The 13389-nt window shown below is 65.2% G+C and carries 17 protein-coding genes; 13 read left to right on the forward strand and 4 right to left on the reverse strand.

The window, feature by feature from the left end; translation table 11 throughout:
* Positions 1-146 precede the first annotated feature (146 nt).
* Positions 147-719: a DUF3280 domain-containing protein gene (locus I6F17_RS07495; RefSeq protein ID WP_225131833.1), complete on the reverse strand. Its 573-nt coding sequence runs from the start codon at positions 717-719 to the stop codon at positions 147-149.
* Positions 720-779: 60 nt separating this feature from the next.
* On the opposite strand from I6F17_RS07495, the gene I6F17_RS07500 reads away from it, so the two are divergent.
* From I6F17_RS07500 to I6F17_RS07525, 6 genes are all read left to right on the forward strand, one after another.
* On the forward strand, positions 780-1961 hold the full coding sequence (locus tag I6F17_RS07500) for an ABC transporter substrate-binding protein (protein WP_225131832.1): 1182 nt from the start codon (positions 780-782) through the stop codon (positions 1959-1961).
* Positions 1962-1969: 8 nt separating this feature from the next.
* Complete coding sequence (locus tag I6F17_RS07505; protein WP_057026749.1) at positions 1970-2938, forward strand: YVTN family beta-propeller repeat protein; 969 nt, start codon at positions 1970-1972, stop codon at positions 2936-2938.
* Positions 2935-3741, forward strand: coding sequence for an ABC transporter ATP-binding protein (locus I6F17_RS07510; RefSeq protein ID WP_225131831.1), 807 nt, complete (start codon positions 2935-2937; stop codon positions 3739-3741). Before I6F17_RS07505 ends, I6F17_RS07510 begins: the two co-directional genes overlap by 4 nt.
* The gene (locus I6F17_RS07515) at positions 3738-4586 is read left to right on the forward strand and encodes an ABC transporter permease (protein WP_036042028.1); all 849 of its coding nucleotides are present in this window, start codon (positions 3738-3740) and stop codon (positions 4584-4586) included. Before I6F17_RS07510 ends, I6F17_RS07515 begins: the two co-directional genes overlap by 4 nt.
* Positions 4583-5197: a hypothetical protein gene (locus tag I6F17_RS07520; protein ID WP_225131830.1), complete on the forward strand. Its 615-nt coding sequence runs from the start codon at positions 4583-4585 to the stop codon at positions 5195-5197. Before I6F17_RS07515 ends, I6F17_RS07520 begins: the two co-directional genes overlap by 4 nt.
* Positions 5198-5333: 136 nt before the next feature.
* The gene (locus tag I6F17_RS07525) at positions 5334-5636 is read left to right on the forward strand and encodes a copper-binding protein (protein WP_225131829.1); all 303 of its coding nucleotides are present in this window, start codon (positions 5334-5336) and stop codon (positions 5634-5636) included.
* A 56-nt stretch (positions 5637-5692) separates the two neighbouring features.
* Here I6F17_RS07525 and I6F17_RS07530 read toward each other — a convergent pair whose 3' ends face one another.
* Positions 5693-6250 (reverse strand): PQQ-dependent catabolism-associated CXXCW motif protein, encoded by a 558-nt coding sequence (locus tag I6F17_RS07530; RefSeq protein ID WP_036042023.1) that lies wholly within the window; start codon positions 6248-6250, stop codon positions 5693-5695.
* The gene (locus I6F17_RS07535; protein ID WP_225131828.1) at positions 6247-7131 is read right to left on the reverse strand and encodes a substrate-binding domain-containing protein; all 885 of its coding nucleotides are present in this window, start codon (positions 7129-7131) and stop codon (positions 6247-6249) included. The genes I6F17_RS07530 and I6F17_RS07535 overlap by 4 nt, the downstream gene beginning before the upstream one ends.
* 126 nt (positions 7132-7257) lie before the next feature.
* Between I6F17_RS07535 and I6F17_RS07540 the strand changes: the two genes are divergently transcribed.
* Both I6F17_RS07540 and I6F17_RS07545 read left to right on the forward strand, forming a co-directional pair.
* The gene (locus I6F17_RS07540) at positions 7258-8181 is read left to right on the forward strand and encodes a quinoprotein relay system zinc metallohydrolase 2 (RefSeq protein WP_225131827.1); all 924 of its coding nucleotides are present in this window, start codon (positions 7258-7260) and stop codon (positions 8179-8181) included.
* A 54-nt stretch (positions 8182-8235) separates the two neighbouring features.
* Positions 8236-9054 carry a quinoprotein dehydrogenase-associated SoxYZ-like carrier gene (locus tag I6F17_RS07545; protein WP_225131826.1) on the forward strand — a complete coding sequence of 273 codons (819 nt, stop codon included), beginning with the start codon at positions 8236-8238 and terminating at the stop codon, positions 9052-9054.
* Between the two features lie 211 nt (positions 9055-9265).
* On the opposite strand, the gene I6F17_RS07550 is transcribed toward I6F17_RS07545, so the two are convergent.
* The gene (locus I6F17_RS07550; protein ID WP_036042017.1) at positions 9266-9625 is read right to left on the reverse strand and encodes a hypothetical protein; all 360 of its coding nucleotides are present in this window, start codon (positions 9623-9625) and stop codon (positions 9266-9268) included.
* Between the two features lie 87 nt (positions 9626-9712).
* On the opposite strand from I6F17_RS07550, the gene I6F17_RS07555 reads away from it, so the two are divergent.
* Genes I6F17_RS07555 through I6F17_RS07575 form a run of 5 tightly spaced genes read left to right on the forward strand, consistent with a single transcriptional unit; the run spans position 9713 to position 13374 of the window.
* Positions 9713-10687 carry an ABC transporter substrate-binding protein gene (locus I6F17_RS07555; protein ID WP_225131837.1) on the forward strand — a complete coding sequence of 325 codons (975 nt, stop codon included), beginning with the start codon at positions 9713-9715 and terminating at the stop codon, positions 10685-10687.
* A gap of 1 nt (position 10688) precedes the next feature.
* On the forward strand, positions 10689-11426 hold the full coding sequence (locus I6F17_RS07560; RefSeq protein ID WP_225131825.1) for an ABC transporter permease subunit: 738 nt from the start codon (positions 10689-10691) through the stop codon (positions 11424-11426).
* Positions 11416-12144: an ATP-binding cassette domain-containing protein gene (locus I6F17_RS07565; RefSeq protein WP_036007922.1), complete on the forward strand. Its 729-nt coding sequence runs from the start codon at positions 11416-11418 to the stop codon at positions 12142-12144. The genes I6F17_RS07560 and I6F17_RS07565 overlap by 11 nt, the downstream gene beginning before the upstream one ends.
* 47 nt (positions 12145-12191) lie before the next feature.
* Positions 12192-13001: a pentapeptide repeat-containing protein gene (locus tag I6F17_RS07570; RefSeq protein WP_225131836.1), complete on the forward strand. Its 810-nt coding sequence runs from the start codon at positions 12192-12194 to the stop codon at positions 12999-13001.
* 25 nt (positions 13002-13026) lie between these two features.
* Positions 13027-13374 (forward strand): hypothetical protein, encoded by a 348-nt coding sequence (locus tag I6F17_RS07575; protein ID WP_225131824.1) that lies wholly within the window; start codon positions 13027-13029, stop codon positions 13372-13374.
* Positions 13375-13389 lie beyond the last annotated feature (15 nt).

Genomic DNA, 13389 nt, shown 5'->3' on the forward strand with positions numbered 1-13389 from the left:
GGTCGCAGCGCATGAAGCGCAGCGGAATGCGGGGTGGGGTGGGGTGATCTCTCACGCGGGCACCGCCTCAAGGGAGAGACTGTCACCCCACCCCGCTCGCGCGACGCGCGATCGACCCTCCCCCTCCAGGGCAGGGTAAGAGTCCCCTACTCCCGCTTGCCGTAATTCGGCGCCAGCAGGCGGTTGCGGATGAGATAACTCATCGTGCGCGACCAGGATTCATCCGTGTTGCCGCGCATGTCGGCGCTGGCGACCGCGATCATGTTGCCGGTCTTCACGTCGCGCAGATAGATGTTGAGATTGATGATCAGGTTGGAGACCTTCTGCACGAGGCCGGTGATCTCCAGATCGGCGCCGAGCTGGCCGGCGAGCTTGAGGTCGCAGCCGCCGCAGGCCTGCAGGTTCGCGCCACGGGCGGCCTCCCGTACCGGCGCGATGTCAAGCACCTGGAACCGGCCCGACTCTGCCAGCTCCCTGCGCAGCTGCTCGCTGATGCGCACGAGCCGCGCCTCTTCCGGCTTGGAGCCGTAGAACTCGCCCGGCAGGCTGGTGTCGACCAGCTCGAAATCGAACACCGCGAGCTTCGGTGGATCGGCGAGCGCGCCCGCCCCCGTCGGCAGCAATGCTGCGGTTGCCAACAATGCTCGCATGATCGTGATTCCCGGCCTCGCGCGCGCGGGGACGAAATGCGGGGTTGCACGGCCTGACAAATTGGTCATGCTTGAAGCAGAGACAATTCTTCACCGGCGGTCAAGCCGGGGAGATCGTCTGGAGGAAACATGATCCGATGGTTGGCCGGCCTGATCGGCTTTGGTCTTGCCGCGACGAGCGCGCTTGCGGCCGATCCCGTCACGATCGGCATCGGCTATCTAGCAATCGCCAGCACCCGATCGACGCTGTCGCTGGCCGAGCAACCTGCCGAGAACGACGGCCTCGCCGGCGCGCGCCTTGCCATCGAGGACAACAACACCACCGGGAAGTTCACCGGCCAGCGCTTCACGCTGGAGGAGCGCCGCATCAGGGAAGGCGAAGACGCGGTGCAGGCTGCGACCGCGCTCGCCGAGAAGAACGGCTTCATTATCGCCGACCTGCCCGCCGATGCGCTGTTGAAGGTTGCGGACGCCTTGCGCGACCGCGGCACGCTGCTGTTCAACGCCGGCGCGATCGACGAGCGGCTGCGCGAGACCGATTGCCGCGCCAACGTCATCCACACCGCGCCGACGCGTGCGATGCTCGCCGACGCGCTCGGCCAATATCTGGTGTGGAAGAAGTGGTCGCGCTGGCTGCTGGTGGTCGGCTCGCACGACGAGGACAAGCTGTTCGCCGATGCTATCAGGCGCACCGCGGCGCGGTTCGGCGCCAAGATCGTGCAGGAGCGAACCTTCGAGGACAAGGGCGGGGCGCGGCGCACCGATAGCGGCGTGGCGCAGATCCAGCGTCAGATCCCCGTCTTCACGCAGCAGGCACCGGCCTATGACGTGCTGGTCGCCGCCGACGAGAGCGAGGTATTCGGCGCCTATCTGCCCTATCGCACCTGGGATCCGCGCCCGGTCGCCGGCTCCGCCGGCCTCGTGCCGCGCAGCTGGGACGCATCGCAGGATCAGTGGGGCGCGATCCAGATGCAGAACCGCTTCATCAAGCTGAATTCGCGCCGGATGACCGCACGCGACATGCAGGCCTGGACCGCCGTGCGCATGATCGGCGAAGCCACCTCGCGCACCAATTCCGGCGAGGTCAGGAAGGTCACCGATTTCATCAAGGGCCCGGATTTCTCGGTCGCCGCCTTCAAGGGCACGCGGCTGACCTTGCGCGACTGGAACCTGCAGCTGCGCCAGCCGATCCTCCTGGTCGACGGCCGCATGGTGGTGTCGGTGTCGCCGCAAGAAGGATTCCTGCACCAGGTCTCCGAGCTCGACACGCTGGGCTACGATCGCCCGGAGAGCAAATGCAAGCTGAAATGAGGATGCAGATGTCGCGGATGTGGCGTGTTGGACTTCTCTCCGCATTGGCACTGGCGGCAGCCCCAGCGCATGCGTTCATCGCCTATGTCTCGAACGAGAAGAGCAACACCGTCTCGGTGATCGATACCGACAGCTGGACCGTGACCAAGACCATCAAGGTCGGCCAGCGTCCGCGCGGCATCGACCTTACCCGCGACGGCAAGTTCGTGATGGTCGCGGTCGGTGACGACGACACCATCCAGGTAATCGACGCCAAGACCCAAACCGTGGTGGACAGCCTGCCCTCCGGACCCGACCCCGAGCTGTTCGCGCAGGATGCTGCCGGCAAGATGCTCTATGTCGCCAACGAGAACGACAACACGGTGACGGTGATCGACCTCGAGAAGCGCGCCCGGCTCGGCGACATCCAGGTCGGTGTCGAGCCCGAGGGCATGACCATCAGTCCGGACGGCAAGACGCTGATCAACACCTCGGAAACCACCAACATGGCGCATTTCATCGACACCGCCTCGCGCCAGATCGTCGCCAACGTGCTGGTGGACGCGCGGCCGCGCTACGCCGAGTACAAGCATGATTCTTCCGAGGTGTGGGTGTCCTCGGAGATCGGCGGCACCGTCTCGATCATCGACCCCAAAAAGCACGAGGTGATCGGCAAGGTCACGTTCGAGATTCCGGGCTTGCGCAAGGAGGCGATCCAGCCGGTCGGCATCGGCATGACCAGGGACGACAAAACCGCGTTCGTCGCGCTCGGCCCTGCCAACCGCATCGCCGTGGTCGACGTCGCCTCGCGCAAGGTGACGAAATATCTCCTGGTCGGGCAGCGGGTCTGGCACATGGCGTTCACGCCCGACGAGAAATATTTGCTCACCACCAACGGTGTGTCGAACGACGTCTCCGTCATCGACGTCGCCGCGCAGAAGGTGATCAAGACCATTCAGGTCGGCGAGCTGCCCTGGGGCGTCGCGATCGCGCCATGACCAGCCCCGCCCCGATCGCCGAAGCCCAGGAGACGCCGAGACCCGAAGAGGCCGCGGTGCCGGCATTGTCGATCGACGGTGTCAGCCATGCCTATGGTCCGCGGCGCGCATTGACGAACGTGTCTTTCAATGTGCAGCCCGCGAGCTTCACGGCGCTGCTGGGACTCAACGGCGCCGGCAAGAGCACGCTGTTCTCGCTGATCACGCGGCTGTTCGGCATCCAGTCCGGCCGCGTCGGCATTTTCGGGCACGACGTCAGCAAGAGCCCCGGCGAGGCGCTGCGGCTGCTCGGGGTCGTATTCCAGCCGCGCACGCTCGATCTCGATCTGTCGCTGACGCAGAACCTGCTCTACCACGCCGCGCTGCACGGCATTGGCCGCCGCGAGGCCTCGGCGCGCAGCGCCGAGCTGCTCGGCCGGATCGGCCTTGCCGATCGCGCTGCAAGCAAGGTGCGCGACCTCTCCGGCGGACAGATGCGGCGGCTGGAGATCGCCCGGGCGCTGCTGCACCGGCCGCGCCTCTTGCTGCTCGACGAGCCGACCGTCGGCCTCGACGTCAAGGCGCGCGCCGACATCATCAGCCACGTGCGGCAGCTCGTGACCGAGCAAGGCATCGGCGTGCTCTGGGCCACGCACCTGTTCGACGAGATCATGCCCGATGACGATCTCGTGGTGCTGCACCAGGGCAAGGTGCTGGCGCAGGGACCGATGAACCGCGTCGTCGCGGAAGCCGGCGCGCAGGACGTCAACACCGCCTTCATGCGCCTGACCGGCGCGCAAACCATGCCTGGAGGCGGCGCATGAGCAGCATCACGACGCGCGAGGCGCCGCGCGGCTTCTCGTTCGCCGAGTACATGACCTGCCTCAGCGGCATCGTCTGGCGCGAGGGCCTGCGCTTCCTGCATCAGCGCGAGCGCTTCGTCTCGGCGCTGGTGCGGCCTCTGGTGTGGCTGTTCATCTTCGCCGCCGGCTTCCGCCAGGTGCTCGGCATCTCCATCATCCCGCCCTACGAGACCTACATCCTCTACGAGGTCTATATCGCGCCCGGGCTGATGGCGATGATCCAGCTCTTCAACGGCATGCAGTCCTCGCTCTCGATGGTTTATGACCGCGAGATGGGCAACATGCGCACGCTCCTGGTGAGTCCGCTGCCGCGTGGATTCCTGTTGTTCTGCAAGCTGCTCGCGGGCACCGCGGTATCGCTGCTCCAGGTCTATGCGTTCCTGCTGATCGCCTGGCTCTGGGACATCACCCCGCCGCCCCAGGGCTATCTCACCGTGCTGCCGGCGCTGATCCTGTCGGGGCTGATGCTGGGCTCGCTCGGCATGCTGATCTCGTCGGGCATCAAGCAGCTCGAGAACTTCGCCGGTGTCATGAACTTCGTGATCTTCCCGATGTTCTTCGCCTCCTCCGCGCTCTACCCGCTCTGGCGGGTGCAGGAGGGCAGCCCCTATCTCTATTACCTCTGCGAGGCCAATCCGTTCACCCATGCGGTCGAGCTGATCCGCTTCGCGCTGTATGGCCAGATCAACTGGATCTCCCTGGCGGTGGTTGCAGTTTGCACAATCGTCTTCATGATCGGCGCGATCCTGGCCTATGATCCCTCGCGCGGGCTGGCGCGACGCGGGCCTGCGGGAGGCGAAGGATGATTGTTCGGGTTCTGGTCACCTCTGTACTGGTGCTCGCTGTCGCGAGCACCACGGCGCACGCCGCCGATCCGCGCTTTCCGGACTGGCCGTGCACCCAGGCGAAGGTGCCCGAGATCTCGCTGGCGGCCGTGTGGGGCGGTCCGCCGCTCGACGACGTCCAGAACAAATGGAAGGATGACGCCAGGATCAGCGCGCTCGTTGCGAAACTGGCGGCGCGCAAGACGCCGCTGGATGAGGCGGAAAAGCTGGTGAAGGAGTTTCTCGCGGGTTCCGCTGCCGACAAGACCGCGAACGCAAAGCTGCTGTTCGCCGGCCTGTTCGACACGCTCAACGCCCAGCGCTCCCAGGTCATGAACGGACTCGAGCGCGTCAGCCGCAAGCAGCGCGATGCCGCCGACAAGATCCGCGAGGAGGCAATTCAGCTCCAGGCCCTGCAAGGGGCCACACCGCGTGACGAGGCCAAGGTCGAGGCGCTCACCAACGAGCTGATCTGGAAGACCCGGATTTTTGAGGACCGCCACAAGGTGGTGCGCTTCGTCTGCGAGGTTCCAACCTCGATCGATCAGCGCCTGTTCGCGCTCGGACGCGTCATCCAGCAGGAAATGGAATAGTGTCAGTTACGCTGACCGCTCACGAAAAGTTCCCGCAATCGCCCCGGCAACGTTAACCTTTCGCCGCGCTATGTGCCGGAACCAAATCGATTTATGATGGCTTGTCGACGTGAACTCAAGACGTCGGGAGGCCTCGATGGGAACCACAAGAATCATGTTGGCGGGCGCTGCGGCCCTCAGCATGCTCGCAACCAGCGCCTTTGCTGACGACATGACCGGGATGATCACGCGGATCGATCGGCTCAACGGCACGATCTCGATCCAGCAGACCCAGAAGGGCACGGTCGGCGCCAGCACAGGCAGCGCCGGCGCGCTCCAGGAGTACAAGGCGAAAGACGCCGCGATGCTGGATGCCGTCCATGCCGGCGACAGGGTGAGCTATTCTGCGACCGAAACCAACGGTACAGGCACGTTGACGAAGTTGCAGAAGCAGAAATAACACCGTCGCTGCGTCTCCCGCTCACAGGGGGCGGCCAAGCACCTGCATCCAGTCATTTACTGGTCCGGGCGCGGCTCAGGCTGCGCGTCCTCCGTCGGGAGTTTGGCGCCCTCCCAGCCGTCGGTGCCGTCAGGATACCAGGCGATGTTGGCATAGCCGTAAGCGAGCGCACGCTTCGCCGCGTTCCAGGACATCCAGCAATCGGCGAGGCAATAGATCACCAGCAGCGCGGCCTTGTCGCCGCGTGAGGCGCGCGCGAGGCCACGCTGAAGATAATCGTCCATGGCGGGCGGCAAGTTGCCGTAGCCGGTGTCCGGCAGCCAGAAGCTGCCCGGAATGTTCCTGCGCGGCGCGTCACGCCACACCGTGCTCACAGGAAGGTTCTTTGGTTTTGGCGCGCGCGGCATCACGTCAACGAAGGTGCCGCTGTTCGCGCGCCAGATCGCCTCCGCCTCGCCGGTCGTGAGCACGCGCGCGCCAGCGAGCGTCGCCGGCACCGGCGCGCGATAATTGTCGGTACGATATCCCTCGGGCTCGAACGGCTCCTGCTGCTGCGCCGACGCCGGGGCCACGAGCAAGGCAACGACGAACGCAGCGGCAAGCGGCCGGCTCATGGCGCCTTCTTGGCCGTCTCCGCACCGAGCGGCCGGTTGCTCTCGTCCAGCAGCGGCACGCCGAAATCGAGCAGGATCTTGTTGATCTCGCCCTGGTTCTCCTGGATCAACCGGTTGAGCTGCCGCTTCCAGTTCTGGTCGGCGGGTCGCACGCCCATGCCGATGCGATAGACCAGCTTGGACCCGGTGGTCTCCTTGACCAGCGGCATGACGTGCAGCGAGGGGCCGGCTTTCTTCGCATAATAGCCGGCCATCGGTCCCCAGAGCACGCCGGCGTCGATCTTGCCGGCAGCGAGGTCGTCGATCATCGCCTGCGCGGAATTGTCGAAGCGCGTGTCGATCATCAGCTGATAGGGCTTTGCATCGCCCATCAGGCCTGCCAACGCCATATTGGTCGCCGGCGGCGTGCCGGCGACGATGCCGATATGCTTACCTTTCAGGCGTGCGTCCTCCAGCGTGTCGACGTCCTCGAGCCCGCTGCCAGTCTTCGCAACCAGTGCATAGGTCGTGCGGTAGTAGGGATTGGTGCCCTGCACGAGGTCGTCGCCCTGCGGGTAGCCCATGATGACGTCGCAGCGATGCGCACCCAGCGTCATGCGCACGAAGCCGGCGGCCTGCGGGAAGAACACGTAGTCCAGCTTCTTCTGCAGCTTGTCCGCCAGAAACTCGGCGAGCTTGTTCTCGAAGCCCTCGCCCTTCTCATTCGAGAACGGCAGGTTGCGCGGGTCGGCGCAGACGCGCAGCACCTTCGGGTCGACCAGCTCGAATGAGAGATCTCCGGTCTCGTTGGTCTGCGCAATGGCGAGATCGCCATAGGCACAAGATGCGATCATGATCCAGAGTGAAAACCACCAGCGACGATGTCGTCCGGCCTGCGTCATCGCGCTTCCTCCTCGTTTTGTTTGAATGTTATCCATGCAACGCATGACGCGCCACGTGTGCCAACTTTTGCCGGCTTTGCTTTGTTGCAGTGCAATGAGGCCAATCCTTTGAACTGAGGCGGAAAAGTGTCTCGCATCGCTCTCGTGATCGCAGCCTTGTCCCTGGTAACAGCCACGCTAGCACGCGCCGGGGCGGGCGAATTGCCTGTGAGCGAAGTCGCGCCGGGAATCTTCGTACACTCCGGGGCCATAGCGCTGATGAGCCGCGAGAATGAAGGCGGCATCGCCAATGTCGGCTTCATCATCGGAGGTGACGCGGTGGCCGTGATCGACACTGGCGGCAGCCTGCGCGAAGGCGAGGCGCTGCTGGCGGCGGTACGAGCGCGCACGCAAAAGCCGATCCGCTATGTCATCAACACCCATGGCCATCCCGACCATGTCTTCGGCAATGCTGCCTTCATGGCAGAGGGAACCAGCTTCGTCGGCCACAGCAAGCTGCCGCAGGCGCTGGCGAGCCGCGGGCCCTTCTATCTCGACAATTTCAGGCGCCTCATGGGCCCCGAGCTGATCGATCCCATGAAGATCGTACCGCCGACCCTGCTCGTAACGGACACGCTCACGCTCGATCTGGGCTCGCGCCGCTTGACCTTGCGCGCTTGGCCGGCCGGGCACAGCGACAACGATCTGACCGTGTTCGACGAGAGCACCAAAACCCTGCTTGCCGGCGATCTCGTCTTTCTCGGCCACATTCCGGTGATGGACGGCAGCATTCGCGGCTGGCTCGCCACGCTGAAAGAGTTGGAGACGATCCCGGCGCTGCGCGTTGTTCCCGGTCACGGTCCTGTGAGCGACTGGCCAGCGGCCCTGAGCGATCAACGACGTTACCTGTCAACGCTGCTGTCCGACGTCCGCGCCCTGAACAAGAGGGGCGCGCCGATCCGCGCCGCTGCGGACAAGGCGGCGGCGGACGAGCGGCCGCACTGGCAGCTGTTCGAGGACTACAACGCCCGCAACGCAACTGCAGCATTTTCGGAAATTGAATGGGAATAGCGGGCGCGCTACGCTGGCAGGAGATCAGCTTCACCTAAACCGAGGAGCATGACCATGACGGCATGCACACGCCGCCTGCCCCTGATTGCCCTGCTCCTCGGCATCGCCTTTGCCGTGCCGGCGCAGGCGGACGAGGCCTACGATCCCTGGCCGGGCCTGGTGCAGGACATCTTCAGCAACCGGCCGATGAACGACGGCGCCGAGGTCATCGGCATCGAGATGCCCTATCGCGCCGAGGATGCCGCCATCGTGCCGGTGACGCTGCGCAGCAAGCTGTCGCCCGGCGACAGCAGACGCATCCGTTCGATCACGCTGGTGATCGACCGCAATCCCGCGCCGATGGCCGCGAAGTTCGAACTCGGCCCGGACGCCAATGTCACGGAAATCTCGACCCGTGTGCGCGTCAACAACTACACCGACGTGCATGCGGTGGCCGAGCTCAGCGACGGCCAGCTCTACGTCTCGAAAGTCTATGTGAAGGCCTCTGGCGGCTGCTCGGCGCCGGCTGCAAAGAACGTGGAGGAAGCCAAGAACCGGCTCGGCCAGATGCGCTACCGGCAATTCGCCCGTGAAGAGGGTCCGGCAAGCCGGCTGCGCGAAGCGCAGATCATGATCGGCCATCCCAACAATTCCGGCCTGCAGATGGACCAGGTCACGCAGCTCTATATCCCCGCCTTCTTCATCAACCAGCTCAGATTGACGCAGGACGATAGCCCCGTGCTGTCGATGGAAGGCGGCATCTCGATCTCGGAAGATCCCAACCTGCGCTTCACCTATGTCTCCAACGGCGCCAAGCGCTTTCGTGCGGAGGCCCGGGATACGGACGGGCATGTGTTCCGCAATGAATGGGAGGTGGAGAAACCGGGGACGTGAGGCGAGGAGCACCCTCCCCTGGAGGGGGAGGGTCGGCTCACATTGAGCGTAGCGAAATGTGGGACGGGGTGGGGTGACGGTCTCTCCGCATCCGACACTGCCCGAGTGGAGAGATCACCCCACCCCGCTCGCGCTTCGCGCGATCGACCACGGGCGAGCTACGCTCGTCCCGGACCCCTCCAGGGGAGGGTGAGAGACACCGCGGCACAATTCAGAAACACCTCACCTCGGCTTCCGCCTGCGCGCGCCTTAAGTCATTCACCGCCGCGTTGGCCTGCTCCGAGGTGCGAAACTGCACGCCGAGATTGCTGCGCACTTGCGACATGCTGAGCGCGGTCTCGGCGGTCACATAGCGCTCGTAGGGCACGATCGAGGCGACCACGTCGATCGAGCAGGAACATTGCTCGATCGCTGACCGCGTCTCGCCATTGGCCTTCATGCAGCCATAGACGTATTCCGCGCGCGCCGCGGTGGGATAATCATTGGCCTCTTCGGCCCGTGCCACGCATACGCTCGCAGCGAGCGCCGTCAATGCGGCGACAATCGGTCGTAGCCGTCCGGCCAGATTCATGCGCGTCCTCCCGCTGGTTGCGACCAAGGCTATGCTATGCGTATTGTGCTGAAAAGCACTCTGTCAGAGGAAACGGCTCACAAGGTGATGACAGTTTTGGCGCGAATATGGGCGCTCGCAACGGTGCTGGCGCTAGCCGCACCTGCCGGCGCCGCGGACACGATCCGCCTTGCAGTGCAGAAGACCGGAACGTTCTCGTGGGAGCTGGCCGCGATCCGCAGCGCCGGCCTCGACAAGGAGGCCGGCCTGGCGCTGGAGGTCACTGAGCTGGCGAGCACCGAGGCCGGCAAGATCGCGATGCGCGCCGGCAGCGCTGACATCATCCTGTCGGACTGGCTGTGGGTGTCGCGCGAGCGCACGCTCGGTGCGAAGCTCACCTTCTATCCCTATTCCAGCGCACTCGGCGCCGTGATGGTGCCGGCCTCATCGCCGATCAAGAGTCTCGCCGACCTCAAGGGCCGCAAGCTCGCGGTCGCCGGCGGGGCGATCGACAAGAGCTGGCTGCTGCTGCAGGCGCGGATGAAGCAGGACGGCATCGACCTCAAGTCGGAAGCAACCATCGTCTACGGCGCCCCGCCGCTGATCGCCGCCAAGGCGCTGGACGGCGAGATGGATGCGAGCCTCAACTTCTGGAATTTCTGCGCCCAGCTCGAGGCCAAGGGTTTCAGGCGCCTGACCGGCATCGAGGACATCTTGCCTAAGCTGGGTGCCAAAGGCGCGGTCGCCGCGGTCGGCTATGTCTTCGATGAGAGCTGGGCCGCGCGCCATAAGGAGGCCGTCGCGCGCTTCATCGCGATGACCCGCAAGGCCAAGGAGTTGCTGGCGACCTCGGATGCGGCCTGGGACAAGGTCGCGCCGCTCACCGGCACGACCGATCCTGTCCTGCTCAAGACTTACCGCGACCGCTACCGCGACGGCATTCCGCGCCGGAGCATCGATGACGAGGAAAAGGACGCGCGCGTGCTCTACCGCGTGCTGGCCGAGATCGGCGGCCGCGACCTCGTCGGCCCCGCAGCCGAGTTGGACCCCGGCACCTTCTATCACGCAGTCCCCGGAGACTGAGGTGCTGCGCCTGCTGTCGTTCGCCCTGTTCCTCGCGATCTGGTGGATTGCCGCGCTCGTGGTCGGCGGCGCAAAACTGCCCTCCCCGCCGGCGGTGCTTCAGGTGATGATCGCGGAAGCATCAAGCGGCGCGCTGTTCCTGCATCTCGGCGCCACGCTGGCGCGCGTCGCGCTCGCCTTCACCCTCGCGATGTCGCTCGGCAGTGCCATCGGTTATTTGATGGGCCGGGTGAAGCTCGCCGACCGGCTCGGCGATCCCTGGCTGATCCTGCTGCTCAACCTGCCCGCCTTGGTCGTGATCGTGCTGGCCTATATCTGGGCCGGCCTGACCGAGGCCGCCGCGATCGCGGCGATCGCCATCAACAAGCTGCCGACCGCCATCGTCACCTTGCGCGAGGGCACGCGCGCGCTCGACCGTTCGCTCGACGAGATGGCGGGCGTGTTCGCAATGCCGCGCTGGCGCGCCTTCCGCCACGTCGTGCTGCCGCAACTGGCGCCCTATATCGCGGCCTCGGCCCGCTCCGGCCTGTCGCTGGTGTGGAAGATCGTGCTCGTCGCTGAGCTGCTGGGGCGGCCGAACGGCGTCGGCTTCGAGATCGGCGTCGCCTTCCAGCTGTTCGACACGCCGCGGCTGCTGGCCTATTCCCTCACCTTCGCCGCCGTCGTGCTCGTCATCGAAACCTTGCTGGTGCAGCCGTTCGAAGCCCGCGCAAACCGGTGGCGGCCCCGTGCGGCTTGAGGTCGATATCACGGGCAAGACTTTCAGGAGTGCCGCGGGCGGAACGCATGAGGTTCTGGCGCCCGTCAAGTTCGCGCTGCAATCCGGCGAGGTCGGCGTGCTGATCGGCCCCTCCGGCTGCGGCAAGAGCACGATGCTGCGCATCATCCTGGGACTGGACCACGACTTTGCAGGCCACGTCGCGCGACCGCCGGAGGCGCGGATCGGCATGGTGTTCCAGGAGCCGCGCCTGCTGCCGTGGCGCTCGGTCGAGCAGAATGTGCGGCTGGCTGCGCCCGATGTCGCAGATGCCAAGCTCGCCGAGCTCTTCAGGATTTTGGAGCTGGAAGCACATCGCGACCACTATCCCGGTGAGCTCTCGCTGGGTTTGGCCCGGCGCGTGGCGCTCGCCCGCGCCTTTGCCGTCGAGCCGGATATTCTGGTGCTCGACGAACCACTGGCATCGCTCGATGACGCTCTCGCCGGACGCCTGCGCGATGAAATTGCAACGCTCGTCGCGAGCCGGCCGGTGATGACGCTTTTGGTGACACACAGCCTGGACGATGCAGTGCGCCTGGGCGACCGGCTGTTCTTCCTGTCGCCGCGACCAGCGCGGATCGTGGCCGAGGTGCCTATCGGCATCCCGCGCGACACACGCGGCGAAGCCGAAATTGCGGCGATCAAGGCCGGCCTGGCGCAACGAACTCAAGGCGACCGCACTGAGCGAGATGCCTCATAGCCGGTCGCCTGGTGGACGTGCTAGATTAGCGGGCGGCGGAGCTGATGATGACACGGACAGTCGCCTTCGCAACGCTTGGTCTTGCAGCGCTTAGCCTCGCACTCGTTGCGATGACGGCGGGCGCGCAGGACATGATGCGTGGCGTCGACCTCACCTCCCCCGCGATGGTCTCGGCTGAAATGACGAGGCCGGAGGTCGAGGCCATGTTGGCCAAAGCGAGCCCAAAGCAACCTGCCGATTTCACCGGCAAACGCCTGTCGGGTCTCGATCTCTCGGGGCTGGACCTGTCCAACACGGTTCTCCGCGCCGCGCGGCTCAACAAGACAATACTTCGAGACGCCAGGCTGGACGGTGCGATCCTCGATCAGGCGTGGCTGCTGGATGCGGATCTTACCGGCGCAAGCCTGAAGGGCGCCAATCTGTTCGCCTCGCAAATGGCCCGCGCGCGTCTCGACGGTGCGAACCTGTCAGGAGCGCGGATCGCTGCCGACCTCACCGGCGCAAGCCTGGTCGGCGCCTCGATCGCGGACGCGAATCTTGGCGCCGATATGCGCAACCAGTCGATGGGTTTGATGCGCGCGGTGCTGAGATCCGCCAAGCTGGAACGGCTGAACGCGCGCAACGCCGATTTGTCGCGCGTCGACCTCGAATTCGCAGTCCTCAGGGGCGCCGATCTGAGCGGCGCATCACTGAAAAACGCCCAACTCGGCGGAGCCGATCTGACCGGCGCCATCGTCATCGACGCCGATTTCGACGGCGCCGATCTCGTCTCGGCGAAGCTGATCGCACCAAACGGCCTTGACCGCGCCAAGAATTTCGACAAGGCAAAGAACCGCGAGCGCCTGATCAAGGAATGACGGCGCCCTTTGGGAGGACTGGCTGATGCGTGGGGTTCTTGCTTTGATCGCGTTGTTGACGCTTGCCGGCGAAGCCGCCGCGCAGACCAAGGGCAAGGGCATAAGGCTCTGGAATCTCACGACGGAGACCATCTCCGGCTTCCAGCTCGCACCCGCCGGCAAGACCGACTGGGGTCCGAACCAGTGCCTGAATGACAAGGACAAGGAGGTCGACCACGACGAGCGGTTGCGCATCACCGGCGTCGAGCCCGGCCGCTACGACGCCAGGGTCAGTTACCCCAATGCACGGCAGTGCGTCGTCCGCGATATCGAGATCAAGGCGGATGCAGTGTTCTCGATTGCGGACAAGGATCTGAAGGACTGCACCAAGTAGCGTTCGAACCGATTC

This window comes from Bradyrhizobium sp. NBAIM18, assembly GCF_020193825.1.
Classification (GTDB): domain Bacteria; phylum Pseudomonadota; class Alphaproteobacteria; order Rhizobiales; family Xanthobacteraceae; genus Bradyrhizobium; species Bradyrhizobium yuanmingense.

Excerpts from the sequence above, each read along its gene's own strand:
- I6F17_RS07495 (WP_225131833.1), bottom strand. The coding sequence starts at position 719 with ATGACCAATTTGTCAGGCCGTGCAACCCCGCATTTCGTCCCCGCGCGC.
- I6F17_RS07500 (WP_225131832.1), top strand. The coding sequence starts at position 780 with ATGATCCGATGGTTGGCCGGCCTGATCGGCTTTGGTCTTGCCGCGACG.
- I6F17_RS07505 (WP_057026749.1), top strand. The coding sequence starts at position 1,970 with ATGTCGCGGATGTGGCGTGTTGGACTTCTCTCCGCATTGGCACTGGCG.
- I6F17_RS07510 (WP_225131831.1), top strand. The coding sequence starts at position 2,935 with ATGACCAGCCCCGCCCCGATCGCCGAAGCCCAGGAGACGCCGAGACCC.
- I6F17_RS07515 (WP_036042028.1), top strand. The coding sequence starts at position 3,738 with ATGAGCAGCATCACGACGCGCGAGGCGCCGCGCGGCTTCTCGTTCGCC.
- I6F17_RS07520 (WP_225131830.1), top strand. The coding sequence starts at position 4,583 with ATGATTGTTCGGGTTCTGGTCACCTCTGTACTGGTGCTCGCTGTCGCG.
- I6F17_RS07525 (WP_225131829.1), top strand. The coding sequence starts at position 5,334 with ATGGGAACCACAAGAATCATGTTGGCGGGCGCTGCGGCCCTCAGCATG.
- I6F17_RS07530 (WP_036042023.1), bottom strand. The coding sequence starts at position 6,250 with ATGAGCCGGCCGCTTGCCGCTGCGTTCGTCGTTGCCTTGCTCGTGGCC.
- I6F17_RS07535 (WP_225131828.1), bottom strand. The coding sequence starts at position 7,131 with ATGACGCAGGCCGGACGACATCGTCGCTGGTGGTTTTCACTCTGGATC.
- I6F17_RS07545 (WP_225131826.1), top strand. The coding sequence starts at position 8,236 with ATGACGGCATGCACACGCCGCCTGCCCCTGATTGCCCTGCTCCTCGGC.
- I6F17_RS07550 (WP_036042017.1), bottom strand. The coding sequence starts at position 9,625 with ATGAATCTGGCCGGACGGCTACGACCGATTGTCGCCGCATTGACGGCG.
- I6F17_RS07555 (WP_225131837.1), top strand. The coding sequence starts at position 9,713 with ATGACAGTTTTGGCGCGAATATGGGCGCTCGCAACGGTGCTGGCGCTA.
- I6F17_RS07570 (WP_225131836.1), top strand. The coding sequence starts at position 12,192 with ATGACACGGACAGTCGCCTTCGCAACGCTTGGTCTTGCAGCGCTTAGC.
- I6F17_RS07575 (WP_225131824.1), top strand. The coding sequence starts at position 13,027 with ATGCGTGGGGTTCTTGCTTTGATCGCGTTGTTGACGCTTGCCGGCGAA.